Source organism: Vibrio cincinnatiensis (assembly GCF_022113815.1).
GTDB lineage: Bacteria > Pseudomonadota > Gammaproteobacteria > Enterobacterales > Vibrionaceae > Vibrio > Vibrio cincinnatiensis_A.
In genome coordinates this window covers 74,386-89,668 of sequence record NZ_SGOM01000007.1, presented here as the reverse complement: position 1 = coordinate 89,668, position 15,283 = coordinate 74,386, and the positions used below count along the sequence as shown (strand labels likewise).

At 45.2% G+C, this 15,283-nt stretch carries 12 protein-coding genes; 5 read left to right on the top strand and 7 right to left on the bottom strand.

The genetic code is table 11. From position 1 onward, the window contains the following. Positions 1–215 precede the first annotated feature (215 nt). From aceF to xerD, 6 genes are all read right to left on the bottom strand, one after another. Entirely contained in the window at positions 216–2,090 is a 1,875-nt protein-coding gene (gene aceF / locus EXA13_RS10480; protein WP_238133134.1) for a pyruvate dehydrogenase complex dihydrolipoyllysine-residue acetyltransferase, read from the bottom strand. A gap of 19 nt (positions 2,091–2,109) precedes the next feature. After that, a complete protein-coding gene (gene aceE / locus EXA13_RS10475) occupies positions 2,110–4,770 on the bottom strand; it encodes a pyruvate dehydrogenase (acetyl-transferring), homodimeric type (RefSeq protein WP_238133133.1) in 2,661 nt (886 codons plus the stop codon). 50 nt (positions 4,771–4,820) lie between these two features. After that, on the bottom strand, positions 4,821–5,591 hold the full coding sequence (gene pdhR / locus EXA13_RS10470; RefSeq protein WP_238133132.1) for a pyruvate dehydrogenase complex transcriptional repressor PdhR: 771 nt from the start codon (positions 5,589–5,591) through the stop codon (positions 4,821–4,823). A gap of 329 nt (positions 5,592–5,920) precedes the next feature. Beyond that, positions 5,921–7,660, bottom strand: coding sequence for a single-stranded-DNA-specific exonuclease RecJ (gene recJ / locus EXA13_RS10465; protein WP_238133229.1), 1,740 nt, complete (start codon positions 7,658–7,660; stop codon positions 5,921–5,923). Positions 7,661–7,722: 62 nt separating this feature from the next. Continuing rightward, entirely contained in the window at positions 7,723–8,466 is a 744-nt protein-coding gene (gene dsbC, locus EXA13_RS10460; RefSeq protein ID WP_238133131.1) for a bifunctional protein-disulfide isomerase/oxidoreductase DsbC, read from the bottom strand. Between the two features lie 15 nt (positions 8,467–8,481). Next, positions 8,482–9,390: a site-specific tyrosine recombinase XerD gene (gene xerD / locus EXA13_RS10455; RefSeq protein ID WP_238133130.1), complete on the bottom strand. Its 909-nt coding sequence runs from the start codon at positions 9,388–9,390 to the stop codon at positions 8,482–8,484. A 143-nt stretch (positions 9,391–9,533) separates the two neighbouring features. On the opposite strand from xerD, the gene fldB reads away from it, so the two are divergent. After that, positions 9,534–10,052, top strand: coding sequence for a flavodoxin FldB (gene fldB / locus EXA13_RS10450; protein WP_238133129.1), 519 nt, complete (start codon positions 9,534–9,536; stop codon positions 10,050–10,052). A gap of 6 nt (positions 10,053–10,058) precedes the next feature. Here the strand turns inward: fldB and ampD are convergent, their stop codons facing one another. Beyond that, positions 10,059–10,604, bottom strand: a complete 546-nt coding sequence (gene ampD, locus EXA13_RS10445; protein ID WP_238133128.1) for a 1,6-anhydro-N-acetylmuramyl-L-alanine amidase AmpD — start codon at positions 10,602–10,604, stop codon at positions 10,059–10,061. A 196-nt stretch (positions 10,605–10,800) separates the two neighbouring features. Between ampD and nadC the strand changes: the two genes are divergently transcribed. The 4 genes from nadC to EXA13_RS10425 all read left to right on the top strand — a co-directional run bounded on the left by nadC (position 10,801) and on the right by EXA13_RS10425 (position 15,251). Next, the gene (gene nadC, locus EXA13_RS10440) at positions 10,801–11,691 is read left to right on the top strand and encodes a carboxylating nicotinate-nucleotide diphosphorylase (protein ID WP_238133127.1); all 891 of its coding nucleotides are present in this window, start codon (positions 10,801–10,803) and stop codon (positions 11,689–11,691) included. A gap of 196 nt (positions 11,692–11,887) precedes the next feature. Beyond that, a complete protein-coding gene (locus EXA13_RS10435; protein ID WP_238133126.1) occupies positions 11,888–12,313 on the top strand; it encodes a pilin in 426 nt (141 codons plus the stop codon). Positions 12,314–12,315: 2 nt separating this feature from the next. After that, positions 12,316–14,004, top strand: coding sequence for a type IV-A pilus assembly ATPase PilB (gene pilB, locus EXA13_RS10430; protein WP_238133125.1), 1,689 nt, complete (start codon positions 12,316–12,318; stop codon positions 14,002–14,004). A gap of 20 nt (positions 14,005–14,024) precedes the next feature. Further along, positions 14,025–15,251 carry a type II secretion system F family protein gene (locus EXA13_RS10425; RefSeq protein WP_238133124.1) on the top strand — a complete coding sequence of 409 codons (1,227 nt, stop codon included), beginning with the start codon at positions 14,025–14,027 and terminating at the stop codon, positions 15,249–15,251. Positions 15,252–15,283: the final 32 nt, after the last annotated feature.

Genomic DNA, 15,283 nt, shown 5'->3' with positions numbered 1-15,283 from the left:
GTGGAAGGTTCTATCTTATGTTTAAAACTCTATAGCTTTAAAACGATTATTTTCAGACCGTAACAGTTTACAGAGATGTTAATGGTGTGAAAAGTAAATCCATGTAGCCTGTGAGCTAGACAACAATTCAATGACAAAAATATTCCTTATCATCAAATTGCAAGATTATGCTTAAATCAAGGCGGCTCAACGCCGCCTTATTGTTTATGTCATGCTTATAATACTAAGCGACGAATATCGCTCAAGCAGCCATTTAAGTACGTGATAAAACGTGCACCTTCCGCACCATCAATCACTCGGTGATCGTAAGAAAGAGAGAGCGGAAGTTGTAGGCGTGGCGCAAACTCTTTGCCATTCCATACTGGTTTCATTTCTGATTTAGACACCCCTAAAATCGCCACTTCAGGAGCATTAACGATCGGCGTAAATGCCGTACCGCCGATACCACCTAGGCTTGAAATAGTGAAACAACCGCCTTGCATATCTGCTGCGGTTAACTTACCCGCACGGGCTTTTTTCGATACTTGCGCCAGCTCTTCAGACAGTTCATAAATGCCTTTCTTATTCACGTCTTTGAAGACAGGAACCACAAGGCCATTTGGTGTATCAACGGCAATGCCGATATTCACGTACTTTTTCAGAATTAAGCTTTCGCCATCTTCTGACAGGGAAGAATTAAAGGCTGGGAAAGCTTCAAGCGCTTTCGCTGCCGCTTTCATGATGAACACCAATGGGGTGATCTTCATTCCTGTGTCTTTCTTCGCTTCGATCGCATTTTGTTCTTTACGGAAGTTTTCTAGCTCAGTGATATCCACGTTATCCCACTGGGTTACATGAGGAATCATTACCCAGTTACGATGCAGGTTAGCACCAGAAATCTTCTTAATACGAGAAAGCGGTTGAACTTCAGTATCACCGAACTTACTAAAGTCCACTTTAGGCCAAGGTAAGAGACCTAGCGCAGCCCCATCCCCTTTAGCTGAAGCCGAAGAACCCGATTCAAGACGTTTCAATGCTTCTTTCACGTAGTTCTGAACGTCTTCTTTTAGAATGCGGCTCTTACGACCTGATCCTTTTACTTTCGCTAAGTTTACACCAAACTCACGCGCTAGACGGCGAACCACTGGAGAAGCATGAGCGTACTCATGATTTTCTTGGAAGTCACTGGTTGTTGTCGCCGGAGTGTTAGAGGTTTCAACTTTTTGAGCTGCCGCCGCTGGCGTTGCTTGAACCGCTTGAGCCGGCGCTGCCACAGGCGTTGCACCCGCAACTTCAAACACCATGATCAGTGACCCAGTAGAAACTTTATCACCGGCTACCACTTTAATGGCTTTCACTTTACCCGCAAACGGTGCAGGCACTTCCATCGACGCTTTATCGCCTTCCACCGTAATTAACGATTGCTCTTCTTCCACCATGTCGCCAACGGCAACCATGATTTCTGTCACTTCAACTTCATCACCACCGATATCAGGAACATTCACTTCTTTATCTGCCGCTACGACAGGAGCCGTAGTGGGAGCTTCAGCTTGTGTCGTCGGTGTAACTGATGCGCTAGAGCCTGCGACTTCAAAGACCATGATCAGTGAGCCTGTGGTCACTTTATCACCAGAAGCAATTTTAATTTCTTTGACCGTACCCGCAAACGGCGCAGGCACTTCCATTGACGCTTTGTCGCCTTCAACGGTGATCAGAGATTGCTCTTCAGTAACACTATCGCCGACAGCCACCATGATTTCAGTGACTTCAACTTCATCGCCACCAATATCAGGCACTTGAACTTCTTTCAGCTCAGCACTAGCAGGGGCTGCGGCTGGCACAGCCTCTGTCGTCGGTGTAGGAGCGGCTTGTGCCGCACCTTCTGATTCAAAGACCATGATCAAAGATCCCGTCGTGACTTTGTCACCCACAGCGATTTTGATCTCTTTTACGATCCCTGCTTGTGACGCAGGGACTTCCATAGAGGCTTTATCACCTTCAACGGTGATCAGTGACTGTTCTTCTTCGACCTTGTCGCCAACGCTGACAAGAATCTCAGTAACTTCAACCTCATCCGCACCAATATCCGGTACATTAATTTCGATTGCCATTATTCTTTCCTACCTTCAATTAAGCGTATAACGGGTTTGTTTTTTCGGTATCGATATTAAATGCCTTAATCGCATCAACCACGACCGATTTATCTAGTTCACCACGTTTAGCCAACTCGCTAAGTGCGGCAACGACAACATAACTCGCATTCACTTCGAAGTGACGACGTAAGTTTTCACGGCTGTCAGAACGGCCAAAACCATCGGTTCCCAACACTTTATAAGATTGTGCTGGAAGATAAGCGCGTACTTGCTCTGCATAGTTCTTCATGTAGTCGGTTGCAGCAATCGCTGGCTCGGAGCCCATCACTTGCGCAATATAAGGAACTTTCGCCTCCGCTTCGGGGTGAAGCATTGCATCACGCTCACACGCTTGACCATCACGGGCCAATTCGTTAAATGAAGTCACCGAGTACACATCGGAAGCCACACCGTACTCATCACTTAGAATTTGCGCGGCTTTGCGCACTTCATTCATGATCGTCCCTGAACTCATTAATTGAACTTTGCCTTTCGAGCCAGTATAGGTTTCTAGCTTGTAAATACCTTTACGAATGCCCTCTTCCGCTCCTTCTGGCATCGCTGGCATTGGGTAGTTTTCATTCATGAGTGTCAAGTAGTAGTACACGTTCTCTTGCTCACCATACATGCGACGAATACCATCTTGAATGATGACAGCAACTTCATAAGCAAAAGTAGGATCATAAGAGATGCAGTTAGGTACCGTGCTCGCTAAGACATGTGAATGACCATCTTCATGCTGCAGCCCTTCACCATTTAGCGTTGTACGCCCTGCGGTTGCACCTAATAGGAAACCACGAGCTTGTTGATCACCCGCCATCCATGCCATATCACCAACACGTTGGAAGCCAAACATAGAGTAGTAAATATAGAACGGGATCATCGGTAAATCATTTGTGCTGTAAGAGGTTGCTGCAGCAACCCATGAAGACATCGCACCCAGTTCATTGATCCCTTCTTGCAGTACTTGCCCCGCCGTATCTTCTTTATAGTAAGAAACCACGCTACGGTCTTCTGGTGTGTAAGTCTGACCTTGAGGGTTGTAGATACCAATTTGACGGAATAAACCTTCCATACCAAAGGTCCGTGCTTCATCTGCAATAATCGGTACGATATTTTGGCCGATATTTTTATCTTTCAACAAAATGTTCAAGGTACGAACAAACGCCATGGTCGATGAAATATCACGTTTTTGTTCTTCAAGCAGTGGCTTGAACTCTTCCAGTTCAGGGGTAATAAAGGCTTGAGTAAACTTAGGCAAACGCTGTGGCGTATAGCCATGCAAAGCTTTACGGCGTGCATGCAGATATTCGAATTCTTTAGAACCTTCTTCCAATTTCAGATAAGGGAGTTTGTTCACCTCTTCATCTGAAATCAAATCTTGTAGGCCAAGGCGGTTACGCATCGCAAGTACATGGGTCATATCCATTTTCTTCACTTGGTGTGCGATGTTTTTCCCTTCAGCAGCATCCCCCATACCATAACCTTTGACGGTTTTCGCTAGAATAACGGTTGGGCGGCCTTTGGTTTGCTGAGCATTTTTAAAGGCAGCAAACAGTTTTGACGGCTCATGACCACCACGTTTTAACGCGAAGATTTCGTCATCCGTCATGTCCGCAACCAAGGCCGCGGTTTCTGGGTATTTACCAAAGAAATGTTCACGAACGTAAGCACCATCTTTCGCTTTAAAGGTTTGGTAATCGCCATCAATGGTTTCATTCATCAATTGCAGTAGCTTACCAGAGGTGTCTTTCGCTAATAGCGCATCCCAGTTGTTGCCCCAAATCACTTTCACCACATTCCAGCCAGCGCCTTTAAATAGGCCTTCTAGCTCTTGAATGATCTTGCCGTTACCCATCACTGGGCCATCTAGACGCTGTAGGTTACAGTTGATTAAGAAACAGAGGTTGTCCAGTTTTTCACGGGCAGCAAATGAGATAGCACCGCGTGATTCTGGCTCATCCATTTCACCATCACCAAGGAAGGCGTAAACACGTTGTTCGGAAGTATCTTTTAGCCCACGGCCATCTAAATATTTCAAGAAACGCGCTTGATAAATTGAAGCGATCGGGCCAAGTCCCATCGAAACGGTTGGGAATTGCCAGAACTCAGGCATCAATTTAGGGTGTGGGTAAGAAGGAATCCCTTTACCATCCACTTCTTGACGGAAGTTATCTAACTGATCTTCAGTCAAGCGGCCTTCTAGGAAAGCACGAGCATAAATCCCTGGAGAAATATGACCTTGATAATAAACCAGATCGCCACCGTCCTTCTCGTTAGGCGCACGGAAGAAATGGTTGAAGCAAGTTTCATAGAATGCGGCTGAAGATTGGAAAGAGGCCATATGCCCTCCCAAGTCCAAATCTTTCTTAGAAGCACGCAACACGATCATGATCGCGTTCCAACGAATGATGGAACGAATACGTTTCTCAATCGTCGTATCACCGGGATATGCGGGCTCTTGGGCGGCCGGAATCGTGTTGATATAGTTTGTGTTGATACCAGTGGGCATATCAACGCCATCGAGACGGGCTTTCTCTAGAACTTCTTCTAATAAGAATTGCGCACGCTCTACACCTTCTTCACGTACAACTGACTCAAGGGCGGAAAGCCACTCCTGAGTTTCCAGTGCATCTACGTCATGCTTCATGTCAGACATGGCGATCTATCCTTCTGTTGGTTGGATTTATTTAGAATCGCAATGGACCGCTATTGCGGTTCATTACCCTGTTGGATACGGCGCAGAGAACGCTCACGTCGAGACTCTTCTCGGGTCAAATCCAACAATGTTTCTTCAATATAAGCTAAGTGTGAATGTGACATCTCACGAGCCTTTTCTGGCTGGCCAGATACGATCGCGTCCACAATATTAGCTCGGTGCTTACTTACTTTCTCAACCGCTTCGGGGCGGCGATGTAATAATTTAAAATTTTGCAGAATGTTTTGCTCAAGCAATGGAGCGAGACTACGAACGATATGCAATAAAACAACATTATGGGCCGCTTCGGTTATCGCAATGAGAAATTTCATTACACTGACCGCTTCAGCTTCAACATCCTGTTTCTCTTGCATTTCACCGATTCGCACCACACTGGCTTGAATACGAGCAAAATCTTCATCAGTACCACGCAATGCAGCAAAATAAGCGGAAATACCTTCTAGCGCATGGCGCGCTTCCAGTAAATCCAACTGAGTTTCCGAGTGACTAGACAATAAATTTAGCAGAGGATCGGAGAAACTTTGCCAGATATGCTCACTGACGAATGTACCACCGCCTTGGCGACGCGTTAAAAGACGTTTGGCTTCTAAACGCTGTATGGCTTCACGAACGGAAGGTCGAGAGACATCGAACTGCTTTGCTAACTCACGCTCGGGAGGGAGTTGCTGTCCAGGCGTCAATGTTCCTTCCACAATCAACCGCTCTAATTCTTGCTCAATCACATCGGAAAGTTTCGGCTGACGGATCCTTTGATAAGCCATAATTTATTGTTCTTTTGCTCTTTAATTTTACCGTTGGCAATTGGTAATACCAATTTCAAGTTGAGGTAGAAATTAACATAATTAAAACGTAATTGTCCAGCCGAAAATTGATGTAAATCATAGAACAGGGCTAACCAAAACACTTTGATAACAATAGCACACTAAAACGGAAATAGGATTGGTCAGACCAATTACAAAAAACATACAGATGGGAAAATGGCGGGCTACATGCCTTTTATTGCACAATAAAGGGAGAAAAATTTAAGAATAACAGGAAGATAAAACTTGAGAGGGTCATAGGCTTCCCCCTCAAGTTATGAGCGTAAGGGTTATTGGGCTTCGATATGATCAATCAATAGCTGTAAAGATTGGTTGCCACGAAATTCATTAATGTCCAACTTATAAGCCAGATGGACCGTTTTCACTGAAGCATCCGGCCAACGGCGTAAATCCACGTTAAAGGCGATGCCATCGATCATAATATGGGTCGGATGCCCTTTAAATAATGGTTCCAACATCAGTTTGAGGTGTTTTTCTCCCACTAATTTTTGATGAAGCACTTTAAATTCACCATCAAATAAAGGTTCAGGAAATGCTTGGCCCCATGGGCCCCCAGCACGTAAGGTTTCCGCCGTATGCATTGAAAACTCTTCTGGCTTGAGTTCACCATCACTCAGTAATATTCCTTTTAGGCTGGCTTCGTCTAACTGTTCACTGACAGCTTGTTCAAATAGCTGCCGAAAACGTTCAAATTGACGCTCAGCGATGGTTAACCCAGCCGCCATAGCATGACCACCGAATTTAATGATCATGCCCGGATTTTGCGTATCAATGTTATCTAAAGTATCACGCATATGCAGGCCAGGAATGGAGCGACAAGAACCTTTCATTAGCCCCTCTCCACCATCAGCAAAAGCGATCACGGGACGGTGGTATTTATCTTTAATACGAGAGGCCAATATGCCAATAACGCCTTGATGCCAATCTCTTTGAAATAACACTAAACCAGCTGGTAATGTGCTATTTTCACCAAATTGTAGCCGCTCACAAAAAGCCAGCGCTTCTTGCTTCATCCCTTCTTCGATCTCTTTACGTGTTTGATTAAGCGCATCCAATTCATTCGCCATTCGGCGAGCGGCATGAATATTGTTGGTCAGCAAAAGTTCGACCCCAAACGACATATCATCTAAACGCCCAGCTGCATTAATTCGAGGCCCTAAAGCAAAACCAAAATCAGCTGCAATCAATCGACGAGCATCACGTTTCGCCACTTCAATCAACGCTTGGATTCCCGGACGTGCCTTACCCGCTCGAATACGTTGTAAGCCTTGATGTACAAGGATTCGGTTATTTTCATCCAACGGCACAACATCAGCAACCGTCCCCAACGCAACCAGATCGATCAGCTCCATTAATTTAGGTTCTGCCATTCCTTGCTGATGAAACCAACCTGACTGGCGCATGTGCACACACAGTGCCATCATGAGATAAAAAGCCACCCCTACGCCAGCCAGAGCTTTCGAAGGAAAAGCACACTGCTGTAAATTAGGGTTAACCATGGCATCAACCTCAGGTAATGATTGCCCGGGTAAATGGTGATCCGTCACCAATACGGTTAACCCATGCTGTTTGGCATAACGTACGCCTTCAATAGAAGAAACACCGTTATCCACCGTCATGATCATCTCAGCACCAAGCGCTAAGGCTTGGTCAACCACTTCTGGGCTTAATCCGTATCCATCTTCAAAACGATTAGGAACCAGATAATCCACATTACGGCAACCAAGCATACGTAAGGCTAAAACCGATAGCGCACAACTGGTTGCCCCATCAGCATCAAAGTCTCCGACGATAATAATACGTTGTTGTTGTTGAATTGCATTGAACAGTAATTCAACCGCTTTCTCAATACCGTGTAATTGTCGGTAGGAATGCAAAGCTTTTGCTGCCTTTTCCAGTTGTTCAGTCGTGGTTATCCCACGATTAAGATAAATTCGTTTGAGTAAGTCGGGAATGGAATCTGGCAACTGACTCAGATCAGGATCGGGTCTTCTTTGGATCTCTATCATAAAAATAATCAGGCTTGGATAAACCAAGCCCGCTTCCTAAGTTAGTCGATAAGGCGAAATACTTACTGCTGTTGCAGGCGCTTTTTGAGTTGATCGGCAGGCAAATATCCTCCGACCATTTCACCATTGGGAAGAAAAATAGCTGGCGTTCCGGAAATACCCAGTTCTCGGCCTAGCTGATAATGTTGTGCAATCGTCTGCTGACATTGTTTAAGATCGCCTTTGGCCAAGGCTGATTGTCTTTCAATTTTGACATTATGCATTGCGGCTTTAGGATCATCAGCGCACCAAATCGCGGCCATTTGATCCGCCACTTGCCCAACGGGTCCTTGCCGTGGATAAGCCAAATAACGCACCGTAATTCCCAAATCGTTATACTCTTTCATTTGGCTATGTAGACGCACACAATAACCACAAGTGGTATCGGTAAAGACCGTCACCACATATTGCTCATTGGGTGCTTTATACTCAATCATACTGGTTTTTAACTGTTCTATTTTCTTAGCGTTGATCGGAGCTTGTCGTTTCGCAAGCACATCCACATAGCTACCATTATCCTTTAACGCATACAATGTTCCGGCAATAAAATGCTGACCATCTTCAGAAGCAAACACAACCCCACCTGGTGTTTGCACTTCGACCAAACCGGCAATATCCGCAGGCGTAACGGAAAGCACTTCCAGCCCCAGTGGCGCAAAGCGTTTTGCAAACACATTTTTATCAATACCTGTCGCCCCACCCTGCGCGTAGCAGGCCGTTGTAACAATCGTTAGAAGCAGTAATGGTAACCGGTATAAAACCTTCATAAAAAATCCTTTCTATCAAGCCCTTGGATGGTGCTCGCTGTGTATTTGTTTAAGTCGTTCAGTGGCGACGTGAGTATAAATTTGTGTGGTGGATAAGTCACTATGGCCAAGTAACATCTGTACGACGCGTAAATCTGCCCCGTAGTTAAGTAGATGAGTGGCAAAAGCATGACGCAGCACGTGAGGGGAAAGTTTTTCCACATCAATACCAGCGATCACCGCATAATATTTAATACGATGCCAAAAGGTTTGCCGGGTCATTTGTTGAGCGCGTTTACTGGGAAAAACCACATCAGACGTCTGCTCGCCCAGCAGGTAAGACCGCCCTTGAGCAAGAAAAGTTTCAATCCATTCAATGGCATTTTCTCCCATCGGGACTAAACGTTCTTTGCCTCCTTTACCGATCACCCTGACCACCCCCTGCCTTAAACTCATGTTTTCCATCGTAAGGGAGACCAGCTCCGTCACCCGCAGCCCTGTTGCGTATAACAGCTCAAGCATCGCTTTATCACGTAGCTCTAGAGGATCACTAGGATTGGGAGCATTTAATAGAGATTCCACTTGCGCTTCACTGAGATCTTTCGGTAACCGTTGCGGCAGTTTGGGGCTGACCAACAAAGCACTGGGATCGTCACTGCGAATCTTTTCACGATGTAAATATTGGAACAAACGGCGCATCGCTGAGATCATTCTCGCCCGCGAAGTTTGCTTATAATTTTGATCAGTCAGCCAACTTTGATATTCCAATAAGCCCGCTAAGCTGATGAAATCTAACCGATAGTGGTGTTGCTGCATCCAGTTCAGTAATTTATTAAGATCATTACGATACGAGCTTAACGTATTTTCCGCTAACCCTCGCTCCATCCACATCGCATCTAAAAACTGCTCGATCAGCCCTTGATCGGCCGACAATTGCTCTGACACCGTTGATTCTCATTATATATTGTTAGGATAACCCCAACTTAATACCACAAATTCTTCACCACTCCTAGGTCGTCGGCTCTGGTATCTCCTGTTGTGTTAGGTATAGAATTCCCTCATCAAAAGAAATAAAGAATAGAAATCCTATGAAAATCGGTCTGTTTTACGGCTCAACGACTTGCTACACCGAGATGGCAGCAGAAAAAATGCGCGCTATTATTGGTGAAGAATTACTTGATATCCACAATGTCAAAGACACGCCACTTTCTCGAATGCGCGACTATGACTTGTTGATTCTGGGCATTTCCACTTGGGATTTTGGTGAAATCCAAGAAGATTGGAGCGCGATATGGGATCACATCGATGGCGTACCGCTAAACGACAAGTTCGTCGCATTGTACGGCTTAGGCGATCAAGAAGGCTATGGCGAATGGTATCTGGATGCGATGGGAATGCTGCACGATGCAGTCAAGAAGAACGGAGCTAAACTCATCGGCTACTGGCCAACTAAAGGGTATCAGTTTGAAGCCTCCAAAGCGCTTACCGAAGATGGTCAGCATTTTGTTGGGCTAGCGCTTGATGAAGACTCACAATACGAGCTAAGTGATGAACGAATTGCCACTTGGATTGAACAGATCCTCACCGAATATCAGCCATTTACATAACCTCTATTATGGCTGAATTTGGCTAAGAAAGTAGCGCCAATCAAAGACTAACCCAGGGTCTGTTTTTCGCATTGGCGCAATGTACTGATGGCCAGTAATGCGCTCCCGAGTCAAGGTGGGGTAGTGCGCCATCAATTGCTCCGTTAAACTCACCAATGCTTGATACTGTGCTTGGGTATAGGCAATAAAATCACTCCCCTCTAGTTCAATGCCGATTGAGTAATCATTACATCGTTCACGCCCAGCAAAAGAAGATTGCCCAGCATGCCAAGCTCGGGCTGAAAAAGGAACAAATTGCACCACTTCTCCATCTCGACGGATCAAACAGTGCGCCGAGACTTGCATCTTCTCAATCACTTTAAAAAAAGGATGAGCTTGGCTCGCTAACGTGCCACTAAAAAACTGTTCAATATAAGGCCCACCAAATTGACCGGGAGGTAAACTGATGTTGTGCACCACCAGTAGTGAAATATCACGCTCATCTGGCCGTTGATCGTAAAACGGAGATTCGACACGCCGTGCCCCTTGATACCAACCATGTTGATCAATCATAACGTTACTTCTGCTCTTGTTATTTCCCATCAGTATACTCGAGAAAAAAAGCTTATCACTGCTCCTTTTCGCCTATGTTTAATGAGAAAATCTTTTCCCTACCGCCTCATAAAGCCAGAATGGGAGATTAACAGCTGAATTTCCAAGCGACTCATCGTATCATGCCCCTTTCTTCCACAAACAAAGATGATTTGCGATGAAACACCCCCACAATAGTCAACAACGCTTAGATTATCTCAAGCAGCAACTGCCGTTAGAAATCACGCGATCCGTGACTGATAGCTTAAAAGAAGATTTAGGTGGAACCCTTGATGCTACTGCGGATATCACCGCCAGTTTGATCCCTGCTGATGTCCATAGCCACGCCACACTCATTACCCGAGAGGCGGGTGTTTTTTGCGGAAAGATGTGGGCAGAAGAAGTGTTTAAACAGCTAGGTGGTCAAGTCACCATTGAATGGCAAGTTGAAGACGGTGATATTCTGACCGCCAATCAAACACTCTGCACGTTAAGTGGGCCTGCCCGTATTTTACTCACGGGCGAACGTAATGCGATGAACTTTATTCAAACGCTGTCGGGCTGCGCAACGACAACCGCTCAATACGTGGATGCTTTACAAGGCACATCGTGCCGACTACTCGATACCCGTAAAACCATTCCAGGCTTACGTAGCGCATTAAAATATGCCGTGGCTTGTGGCGGCGGTTTTAACCATCGAATTGGCGTTTTTGATGCCTATTTGATCAAAGAGAACCATATCATTGCCTGTGGTGGCATCACCCAAGCTATTCATACCGCAAAACAACTCAACCCCGGTAAACCCGTTGAAGTAGAAACCGAAAGTTTAGCCGAATTATCTGAGGCAATTAACGCAGGTGCGGATATTGTTATGCTCGATAACTTCTCATTTGAGATGATGCGTGAAGCCGTTAAAATTAATGCCGGACGCATTGCATTAGAGAACTCCGGTAATATCACCCTAGAGACGATTCGTGATTATGCAGAAACAGGCATTGACTACATCTCGGTCGGCGCGCTCACCAAACACATTAAAGCATTAGATTTATCAATGCGTTTCCAACAATAAATAACCTAGAATTTAAAGGCTTAGGTTTCATTCCTAAGCCTAGCCTTTTAGCTGACTCGCAAACTTTATGTAACGTTTTTTACGCCTCGACCAAAAACGTCGCCTGACTCGAAGCTCATTCTTGAAGCCATTCTCTCAACTCTACGCTGTGCTTATTCTCTGTCTGTCTTAACTACACAACGAGGATGACAGTGTAATGAAAAAGAATCCAAACCATAAACAACAAGGTTTTACCTTAATTGAACTGATGATTGTGGTCGCAATCATTGGCGTTTTATCCGCCATTGCTGTTCCCGCCTATAAAGACTACGTAACGAAAAGTGAGTTGGCATCTGGGTTTGCTACCATAAAATCCGTTATCACTCCTGCTGAGCTTTATATACAAGAAACAGGTTCGTTATCTGGAGCAGTGACCACTCTTGGAATTGCAGAAAAAGCTAATCCATTAGGTGAACTCCGTTTTGGTGAAAACAATAGTATTATCTTTGAACATAAAGATGGCGCGGCTAAAGGGGCTACATTTACCTATACAAGAGACAATGATGACGGTTGGGGATGTACTCTTTCAGGATTAACTGATGACAAGAATGCGCCCAAAGGTTGCCCAGCCACCAAATCATAACCATGCTTACCAACCTTATTGCTATTTTGCGTCAGGCTCAACTTATGAGTTTGGCGCAAGAGCAAGCCGTAGTCGACCATATCCAAACTTCCGGTGCCAGTGTACCGGAAGCTTTATTGACTCTGGATATTTTTCACCATCATGATTTAACCGAACACCTAAGCCAAATATTTGGTCTGCCCGAAACCGATTTAACTCGCTTTGACTACGCTTCATTGTGTCAACAGCTGGGTTTGCGAGAGCTAATAACACAATACCAAGCCTTACCATTACAGCGGAATGGACAGGTGCTGACCTTAGCTGTATCCGACCCCACACATCTACAAATTGAAGATGAATTTCGCTTTGCCACCGGGCTACAAATTGAACTAGTACTGGCGGACTATAAAGCCTTACAAGCGGCCATTCGTAGATTGTATGGTCGAACAATCAACCATGCTACGGCGCAAGGTAAAGAGATCAGTCAAGATGAACTGGCCGATTTGGTACAGATCTCGGATGATGAAAAGCAATCCGTTGAAGATCTCAGCCAAGATGACTCTCCAGTGAGCCGCTTTATCAACCAAATATTATTGGATGCCGTCCGTAAAGGGGCCTCCGATATACACTTTGAGCCTTACGAACAGCAATACCGCATTCGCCTACGCTGTGACGGAATTCTGGTGCAGATCCAGCAGCCCGCAAGCCACTTAGGGCGACGGCTTGCTGCACGGATCAAAATTCTCTCTAAACTGGATATCGCTGAACGCCGACTCCCACAAGACGGGCGAATAAAACTGCGCTTAAATGCAGATACCGCCATCGATATGCGTGTTTCAACCCTTCCTACATTATGGGGAGAGAAAATCGTCCTGCGCTTACTCGATAGCAGTAGCGCAAGTTTAGACATTGATAAGTTAGGTTATAACGACACACAAAAACAGCTTTACCTAAACGCGCTGAAACAGCCGCAAGGGATGATTCTAATGACGGGGCCAACAGGGAGTGGTAAAACGGTTTCACTCTACACGGGCTTAAGCATTCTTAATACTGAAGATGTTAATATCTCTACCGCAGAAGATCCGGTTGAGATCAACCTTCCCGGCATTAATCAAGTCCAAGTTCAACCCAAAATTGGCTTTGGCTTTGCCCAAGCGCTACGCTCATTTTTGCGTCAAGATCCTGATATTGTGATGGTCGGTGAAATCCGCGATTTAGAAACCGCAGAAATCGCAGTCAAAGCCGCCCAAACAGGGCACTTAGTTTTGTCGACGTTACACACTAACTCTGCCGCAGAAACCGTTATTCGCTTAGCCAACATGGGCATAGAGCCCTTTAACCTCGCCTCATCACTCAGTTTAATCATTGCTCAGCGCTTGGCCAGACGGTTATGTCCACACTGCAAAGAAGCCTATTTTCCAAGCTTAACCGAGCAACAACAGTTTGCGTTAGACGCCGATCAAACCATTTACCGAGCCCATCCAAATGGCTGTAACGAATGCACCAATGGTTACAGTGGACGAGTCGGTATTTATGAAGTGATGGCCTTTGAGCCTCAACTGGCTCAAGCCATTATGCAAAAAGCTTCCATTACTCAAATTGAAGCCATCGCTCAAACCAATGGCATGCAAACTTTGCAGCAATCTGGCATAGAAAAACTCAAAATCGGCATCACCAGTATTCAAGAATTACAGCGTGTACTCTATTTCTAACTGATTGGAATTGATCTGTTATGCATTCATCTAAAGTTTATGAACTGAAAAATTACCGTTGGAAAGGCATCAATAGTTCTGGGAAAAAAGTGGCTGGGCAGTTACTCGCGCTCAGTGAACTGGAAGTGCGCGATAAACTCAAAGAACAGCATATTCAGATCAAGAAAATTAAAAAAGGAGGTGTTTCACTCCTCACCCGCTTAACTCACCGAGTTAAAGCAAAAGATATCACCCTACTTACCCGCCAATTATCGACCATGTTAACCACGGGGGTTCCCATTGTCCAAGCACTCAAATTGGTCGGTGATAATCACCGTAAAGCAGAAATGAAATCGATTTTGGCTCAAATTACCAAGAGTGTGGAAGCCGGTACGCCGATATCAAAAGCAATGCGTACCGCCAGCAGTCACTTTGATCCACTCTATGTCGACTTGATTCAAACGGGAGAACAATCTGGAAATTTAGCCGAGGTCTTTGAACGCCTTGCTACCTACCGAGAAAAAAGTGAGCAGTTGCGTGCTAAAGTCGTCAAAGCGCTGATCTATCCGAGTATGGTTGTTTTGGTTGCATTAGGCGTTTCCTACTTGATGCTAACTATGGTGATTCCTGAATTTGAAAGTATGTTCCAAGGCTTTGGCGCAGAGCTACCTTGGTTTACACAACAAATTATTAAACTCTCCCATGCCGTACAAACTTATAGTTTATGGGCCTTCTTACTGATCATCAGTTTATTTCTAGCACTGAAAACGGCTCGTAAAAAGTCCTTTCTAGTTCGGCTTAAAACCAGCCGCTTAGGCTTAAAATCTCCGATTATTGGTGGCGTCCTAGCGAAAGCAGCCATAGCCAAGTTTAGCCGTACTCTTGCTACCAGCTTTGCGGCGGGTATTCCTATCCTGGCTAGCTTAAGAACCACCGCAAAAACCGCGGGTAATGTGCATTTTGAAACCGCGATTGATCAAGTACACCGAGATACCGCATCGGGAATGCCTATGTACATTGCCATGCGCAATACAGAAGCCTTTCCCGAAATGGTGCTACAAATGGTCATGATTGGAGAAGAATCGGGAAAACTGGATGATATGTTGAATAAAATTGCGACCATTTACGAATTTGAAGTGGATAATACCGTAGATAATTTAGGGAAAATCCTAGAGCCGTTGATTATCGTCTTCCTAGGAGTGGTAGTAGGAGGATTAGTGGTGGCGATGTATCTTCCCATCTTTAACTTAATGAGTGTATTAGGTTAGTATACGACCTTTCCCTGATCCTGCGATTTCGA

Excerpts from the sequence above, each read along its gene's own strand:
- aceF (WP_238133134.1), bottom strand. The coding sequence starts at position 2,090 with ATGGCAATCGAAATTAATGTACCGGATATTGGTGCGGATGAGGTTGAA.
- aceE (WP_238133133.1), bottom strand. The coding sequence starts at position 4,770 with ATGTCTGACATGAAGCATGACGTAGATGCACTGGAAACTCAGGAGTGG.
- pdhR (WP_238133132.1), bottom strand. The coding sequence starts at position 5,591 with ATGGCTTATCAAAGGATCCGTCAGCCGAAACTTTCCGATGTGATTGAG.
- recJ (WP_238133229.1), bottom strand. The coding sequence starts at position 7,660 with ATGATAGAGATCCAAAGAAGACCCGATCCTGATCTGAGTCAGTTGCCA.
- dsbC (WP_238133131.1), bottom strand. The coding sequence starts at position 8,466 with ATGAAGGTTTTATACCGGTTACCATTACTGCTTCTAACGATTGTTACA.
- fldB (WP_238133129.1), top strand. The coding sequence starts at position 9,534 with ATGAAAATCGGTCTGTTTTACGGCTCAACGACTTGCTACACCGAGATG.
- ampD (WP_238133128.1), bottom strand. The coding sequence starts at position 10,604 with ATGATTGATCAACATGGTTGGTATCAAGGGGCACGGCGTGTCGAATCT.
- nadC (WP_238133127.1), top strand. The coding sequence starts at position 10,801 with ATGAAACACCCCCACAATAGTCAACAACGCTTAGATTATCTCAAGCAG.
- EXA13_RS10435 (WP_238133126.1), top strand. The coding sequence starts at position 11,888 with ATGAAAAAGAATCCAAACCATAAACAACAAGGTTTTACCTTAATTGAA.
- pilB (WP_238133125.1), top strand. The coding sequence starts at position 12,316 with ATGCTTACCAACCTTATTGCTATTTTGCGTCAGGCTCAACTTATGAGT.
- EXA13_RS10425 (WP_238133124.1), top strand. The coding sequence starts at position 14,025 with ATGCATTCATCTAAAGTTTATGAACTGAAAAATTACCGTTGGAAAGGC.